Source organism: Italian clover phyllody phytoplasma str. MA1 (assembly GCF_000300695.1).
Lineage (GTDB): Bacteria > Bacillota_I > Bacilli_A > Acholeplasmatales > Acholeplasmataceae > Phytoplasma.
This window is the reverse complement of record NZ_AKIM01000043.1, coordinates 1-6,050: the sequence shown is the minus strand read 5'-3', so window position 1 is coordinate 6,050 and position 6,050 is coordinate 1. Positions and strand designations below refer to the sequence as shown.

Genomic DNA, 6,050 nt, shown 5'->3' with positions numbered 1-6,050 from the left:
AAATCTCCTTTTGTTTAAATTTTATTTAAATAGAAAAACAACTTTATTCACTTATCACCTACTCTTTCAAGATGGAATAAGCTTTTAACCAAGAAAATGTTGCTAAATATCTCTTTTTTGTTAAAAAAAATGTTTTTAAAAACAAAAAAAGAGTATAATAAAAATGTAGTAATTTCAACAACGTATAAATTATTTAAAATAAATCTCATTATTAACAATATAATCCTTTTTTTAGAGATAATTAATCATTAACAATCATTAAGTTCCAACAAAATAGATTTTTTTCTAATCACATTATTAGATTAATTTATCAAAAAAATATCTATTAACGAATCATAGGTTTATTTATTAGTTATTATTAGTTATTAAAAAAATTTTTAAAACAATTACCTTTTATAACCACGAATTAACAATTCATTTTATTACGATATAACCTAAAATATGTTAAAATACACCACAAAATTATAAATTTAATTCCGCTTTTATATTAATAATACTATCTTTTGTTATAAATGCCCTCATTTTTGATTCAAAAATTTCCTTTCCGAATCTGATATATCGAAAAAAATATAAAATATCCTTTTTAATCCATAAAGGGGATAAATATAAATTGTATGAATGTTGCTTTTTTTGATGCGATAATTGTTTTTCTCTTTTAAACATTAAAGCAATACTATATATCAATCCCCACTCCCCACAATAGATCAAAAAAGCTGTTAAATTAAAAATAATTCACATTTACCGCATAAAACTATTTTAAAATACTAAAAGGAAAAAAAATGAAAAAAATTAATGTATTCGTTATTTCAACAATTTTAATTGTTTTAGTTTTTTTGTCTTCTGTTTATTTTATACAACAACAAAATAAACAAAAAATCAACCAAAAGAATAAAAAAACCATCGTAACCACAACTAATATGTTATACGATTTAACACAGCATATTTTATATGATAAATTTAACGACAAAAACATTCCTGATAAAAAGTCGCCAAATAACCAATTGATCGATCATTTATTAGAATTAAAAAAACCTATGATGGGAGTAGGCGTTGATCCTCATAATTATAAACCTCTCCCTAACCATCGTTTGATTATTTTACAAAGTGATTTAATAGTGATAAATGGGCTCCATTTAGAAGCTAACATGGAAAAAGCTTTTCAATTATTAATTTCTGAAGAAAAGCCAGATAAATTATTTAATGTTGGAGAAAAATTGAAAGAAAATCCAAATAACCACATAATAAAACATGATGGTGTAGATGACCCGCATATATGGTTTAATTACAAATTATGGATGGAAGCCGGAGAATTATTAAAAGAAGAAATAAAAAACTTAATTGATAAAACTGAAAAAACAGACGGCGAAACAAAAACAAAAGCTAAAAATATTTTAAATGATAATTTCACAAATTATAAAAACACAGTAATGAAGAAAATAGACGAAGCCATCAAAGCATTAAAAAGTATACCCGAAAACAAAAGATATTTAGTCACTTCTCATGATGCTTTTTCTTATTTTGGAAAAGTAGCTCGCTTAAAAATAGAAGCTATTCAAGGCACTTCTACTCAAACAGAAGCTAGTATTGGTGACATTAGAAGAATAGCTCAAAACATTAAAGATAAACAAATAAAAGCTATTTTTACCGAAAGTTCAATGACAAACAACACATTACAAAGTTTAAAAGAAATGGTAGAAAAAGACGGTTATCATATTAAAATGTGTGAAGGTGAAAACGGTTTATTTTCCGACTCTTTAAACGCTAATTTAAATTATTTACAAACATTTTTACATAATATCAAAATAATTACAAAGGAACTGAATAAATGAATAAAAAAAGAGCTATTACTATTAAAGATTTAACGGTGGCTTACCATTTAAAACCGGTTTTATGGGATATTGATTTAGATATCTTCCCAGGTTCTATAATGGCCATTATCGGACCTAATGGAGCGGGGAAATCAACTTTATTAAAAGCTATTTTAAATTTAATTCCTAAAGTATCAGGAGAAATTTTATTTAATAACCAAAAATATCAACAAATTTATAAAAAAATAGCTTATGTTCCGCAAAGAAATACTGTGGATTGGAATTTCCCTATTAACGTTTTTGAAGTTGTTTTAATGGGTAGATATGGTTCTTTAGGTTGGTTTAAAAGACCTAAAAAAAAAGATAAACAAATCACTTTAGAAGCTTTAAAAAAAGTAGAAATGCTAGATTTAAAAGATCGCCAAATTTCCGAACTTTCTGGCGGTCAACAACAAAGAGTTTTTTTAGCCAGAGCTTTAGCTCAACAAGGAGACTTTTATTTAATGGATGAACCATTTCAAGGGGTCGATTCTAAAACAGAAAAAGCCATTATGTCAGTTTTAAAAGAGTTGAAAAATCAAGGAAAAACATTATTAGTAGTTCATCATGATTTAAATACAGTTACACACTATTTTGATTACGTCACTTTGTTAAATGTGAAAAAAATCAATAGTGGACCAGTTAAAGAGGTTTTTACTCCAAAAAACCTTAAAAAAACTTATCAATTTGATTTTTTTAAACAATTTTCCAATAATTATAAAGAGGAGTCTGATAAATGATGGAAATTTTTCGTTTAATTAATGATATTAGTTATCAATTAATTGGTATCGCTGTTTTAGGTTTAGCTGCCGCTATTTTAGGCGTTTTTGTGGTTTTAAATAAAAAAGCTTTAGTAGGAGATGTTTTATCTCATGTTTCTCTACCAGGAATCGTATTAGCTTATTTTATACATGGTTTAATTATGGGAGATAATTCTGCCAAACAACACGGCATATTAGTTTTAATCATAGGAGCTTTTATAATATCTATAATAGCTTTATCTTTAATAGAAATGATTAAAAAAAATTCGCCCATCCAATATGACGCTATTTTGGCTTTAATTCTGTCGGCTTTTTTTGGTTTAGGACAGACGCTTTTATCTATTATACAACAAAAAAACACCAATCCTTCTATCGCTCAATTAGAAAAATTAACCCTTGGGCAAATAGCTTCTATGTCTAAAAAAGATGTATATACGGTATGTATAATTGCTCTTTTAGTTTTAACCTTTATTTATGTGTTTAAAAAAGAATTAAAAATATTTATTTTTGACCCTTCCTTTTCTCAAAGTGTTGGAGTTAATGCTAAAATAATGAAAAAAATCATTAATGTTTTAACCATAACTGTTGTTATTATTGGTTTAAGGATTGCTGGAATTGTTTTAATGAGCGCTTTTATCATCGCTCCTGCCATATCTGCCCGACAATGGAGTGATAAATTAAAAATAAATATTTTTTTAGCCTCTCTTTTTTCCTTAATAGCTGGTTTTTTAGGCACTATTTTCAGCGTTATTGATATAGGATGGCTACATGTTCCTACTGGTCCGATTATTACAATATTTTTATCTTTATTTGTTTTTATTTCTTTATATTTGGCCCCTAAAAATGGTATTTTAAAAACCCGTTTACAAAGCAACCAATATCAAAAAAAAATTAAAAAATATAAATTTTTGATTCATATCTATAACCAAAAAGATCAACAAATAGAAAATGAAAATGATCCCCTAGAAGCTTCTTTTTTGGAACAAAAATACCTCGCTTATAATCAAAAAAAAATTACTTTAACTGCAAAAGGGCAACAATTAGTAGAAAAATTAATGAAAGGGGGATTTCATGATTAATAATTTTTCCGAATTTAGCAATAATTTTGATTTTAATAGTTTTTTTATCGCAGTTTTAACAGCTATGGCTGCCTCTATTTTAGGTGTTTTTTTAATTTTAAAAAGAATGCCGATGGTAATTGATGCTATTAGTCACAGTGTTTTATTAGGTATTGTCTTAACTTTTTTAATAGTGCGGGATCTTAATTCTCCTTATTTAATCATAGGAGCTACGTTAATAGGTGTTTTTACATCTTATTTGAGCGATATCCTCTCTCAACATAGCAAAGTTAACGAAGATGCCGCTATTGGCATTACTTTTGCTTTTTTATTCGCTTTAGCAGTCTTTATCATAACTATTTATATTCGTGATGCTCATTTAGATATTGACGCCGTTTTTACTGGTAGTTTAGAATTCATCAATAGCAGTAAAATTAAAATTATTTTACCTGTTTTTTTACTGAATTTATTCTTTTTCCTAGTCTTTTATAAAGAATTAAAATTATCTCTTTTTGATAAAAATTTAGCTGTTTCTTTAGGTTTTTATCCTACTTTAATCAATTATATTTTAATCACTTTAGTCTCCGCAACATCCGTAGCAGCCTTTGAAATTTCGGGTTCTATACTAATGATTTCCTTTTTTATCGCACCTGCGGCTACCGCTTTATTAATTACTCAAAATTTATTTAGTAGTGTTTTATTTTCTATGTTTTTCGCTTTTCTAGGGGTTTTTGTAGGTTATAGCGCGGGTATTTGGTTGAATATGACCTTATCAGGTGCTATTTCTTCAGCGATGTTATTAATTTTTTTATTAGTCTTTATTTTTGAAACAAAAAACGGAGTAATAACCAAATTAATCCAAAAGAATAAACAAAAAAAATATTTTGGGATAATTAACTTATTGATTCATATCCAAAACCACGAAAAAAAAGAAAATATTGTTCAAACCCAACAATCCTTAAAATGGTCTTCTTCTTTTTATCAAAAATGTTTAAAAAAATCATTTCAAGAAGGTTATGTTCAATTAGAAGACGAAGAATTACATTTAACCCATAAAGGAGAAAAACTTTTAATCCAACAACAAGAAACATTAGGAATATAAGTAGCATTTTGTATCTTTTACATATCATCAACTATATTTTTACACTATAAAAAGGTCATTATTAACAAAATAAATCTTTTTTTAAAAAAAATAGCACTCACCTCTTGACAGTGCTAATTGTTTTTGATAGAATAAAAGTGAACTTAAAATAAAAGATAAAAAAATGTTTTAAGTTTCTTCTGAAAGCTTTTTTTAATTTTGTCTTTATATAAAAAATAATAGAAAAGGAGTGTTCAATTCATGTTATTTAATTTAATTAATCCAAATCAAGATTTATTTGAAAATTTTTTTGAAGATATCAACAAATTAAACCCTTTTATTAAAACAAACAATATTATGAAAACCGATATTCAAGAACAAGATAAACAATATATTATCAATGTTGAATTACCGGGCTTTAAAAAAGAAGACGTCAAAATCGCTTTAGAAAATGGTTACTTAACTATTGAAGCCAATAATTCTCATGAAAAAGAAGAAAAAGAGCCTAATTTCATTAGAAAAGAAAGATTTAAAGGTGTTTTTAAACGTAGTTTCTATTTAGATAAAAATTTCGATTTAAAAGAAGTGGAAGGAACTTTACAAGAAGGAATATTAAAACTAGTGATTCCTAAAAAAACTATTAAACAACCGGAAAAACAATATTTAGAATTAAAATGATAAACAATCGATTAATTCATTTAGATCCTATGATTGATTTTATTGTGGGATATTTTCAAATAATGAATTATATATCATAAAAAAACTAACTTGAAAAAGTTAGTTTTTTTTATTTAGTTAATTGAGGTAATTTTTCTTTTTTAGAAATACGTAATACAAATCTAAAATTATATATGATAAAAAAAATCATATAAATGATAAAGATCCATCGGTAAAATAAAATATATATATCAGCAGAACGGAAACCTTGATTATACTTCATGGTTTTTAATAATAAATCGTTAAAAAGAGAAGAAAAAGAAGTTAAAAAATCAGGTGGCTTCGAAATGCTTGCAAAAGAAGTTAAAATGTTTAAAATTTCATTAATTAAAAAAACCATCATTAGGAAAACTAAGGGAGTAACTACTAAATTAATAAATATAATAATTTCGGCCAAGTTTGATATGTTGTTTTTTCGTTATTTTCTGCAAGCACCACTTTTTTAACAGGCGCTTTTCTTGTTTTTTTAAACTCTTCTTTTTTAATATTTTTTTAAATAAAATCAAGTTCAAATAATCTTTCGCAATAAGAAGTCTCTTCTTTCGTCTTATATCAATATATCAATTTTTAACGTTATTTCTTTTTT

The 6,050-nt window shown here is 25.7% G+C and carries 6 protein-coding genes; all 6 read left to right on the top strand.

Features of this window, described 5'->3' with window-relative positions:
• Nucleotides 1-779 precede the first annotated feature (779 nt).
• Nucleotides 780-1,829 carry a metal ABC transporter solute-binding protein, Zn/Mn family gene (locus tag RI01_RS02070; protein ID WP_017193007.1) on the top strand — a complete coding sequence of 350 codons (1,050 nt, stop codon included), beginning with the start codon at nt 780-782 and terminating at the stop codon, nt 1,827-1,829.
• Nucleotides 1,826-2,587 (top strand): metal ABC transporter ATP-binding protein, encoded by a 762-nt coding sequence (locus RI01_RS02065; RefSeq protein WP_017193006.1) that lies wholly within the window; start codon nt 1,826-1,828, stop codon nt 2,585-2,587. The genes RI01_RS02070 and RI01_RS02065 overlap by 4 nt, the downstream gene beginning before the upstream one ends.
• Nucleotides 2,584-3,687 carry a metal ABC transporter permease gene (locus tag RI01_RS02060; protein ID WP_026052446.1) on the top strand — a complete coding sequence of 368 codons (1,104 nt, stop codon included), beginning with the start codon at nt 2,584-2,586 and terminating at the stop codon, nt 3,685-3,687. The genes RI01_RS02065 and RI01_RS02060 overlap by 4 nt, the downstream gene beginning before the upstream one ends.
• On the top strand, nt 3,680-4,768 hold the full coding sequence (locus RI01_RS02055; protein WP_017193004.1) for a metal ABC transporter permease: 1,089 nt from the start codon (nt 3,680-3,682) through the stop codon (nt 4,766-4,768). The genes RI01_RS02060 and RI01_RS02055 overlap by 8 nt, the downstream gene beginning before the upstream one ends.
• 240 nt (nt 4,769-5,008) lie before the next feature.
• Nucleotides 5,009-5,425, top strand: a complete 417-nt coding sequence (locus RI01_RS02050; RefSeq protein ID WP_017193003.1) for an Hsp20/alpha crystallin family protein — start codon at nt 5,009-5,011, stop codon at nt 5,423-5,425.
• A gap of 260 nt (nt 5,426-5,685) precedes the next feature.
• Nucleotides 5,686-5,910 carry a hypothetical protein gene (locus RI01_RS03590; protein WP_152411628.1) on the top strand — a complete coding sequence of 75 codons (225 nt, stop codon included), beginning with the start codon at nt 5,686-5,688 and terminating at the stop codon, nt 5,908-5,910.
• Nucleotides 5,911-6,050 lie beyond the last annotated feature (140 nt).

Bases quoted from the DNA above. Each gene is read 5' to 3' on its own strand.
- RI01_RS02065 (WP_017193006.1), top strand. From the start codon at position 1,826: ATGAATAAAAAAAGAGCTATTACTATTAAAGATTTAACGGTGGCTTAC.
- RI01_RS02070 (WP_017193007.1), top strand. From the start codon at position 780: ATGAAAAAAATTAATGTATTCGTTATTTCAACAATTTTAATTGTTTTA.
- RI01_RS02050 (WP_017193003.1), top strand. From the start codon at position 5,009: ATGTTATTTAATTTAATTAATCCAAATCAAGATTTATTTGAAAATTTT.
- RI01_RS03590 (WP_152411628.1), top strand. From the start codon at position 5,686: ATGGTTTTTAATAATAAATCGTTAAAAAGAGAAGAAAAAGAAGTTAAA.
- RI01_RS02060 (WP_026052446.1), top strand. From the start codon at position 2,584: ATGATGGAAATTTTTCGTTTAATTAATGATATTAGTTATCAATTAATT.
- RI01_RS02055 (WP_017193004.1), top strand. From the start codon at position 3,680: ATGATTAATAATTTTTCCGAATTTAGCAATAATTTTGATTTTAATAGT.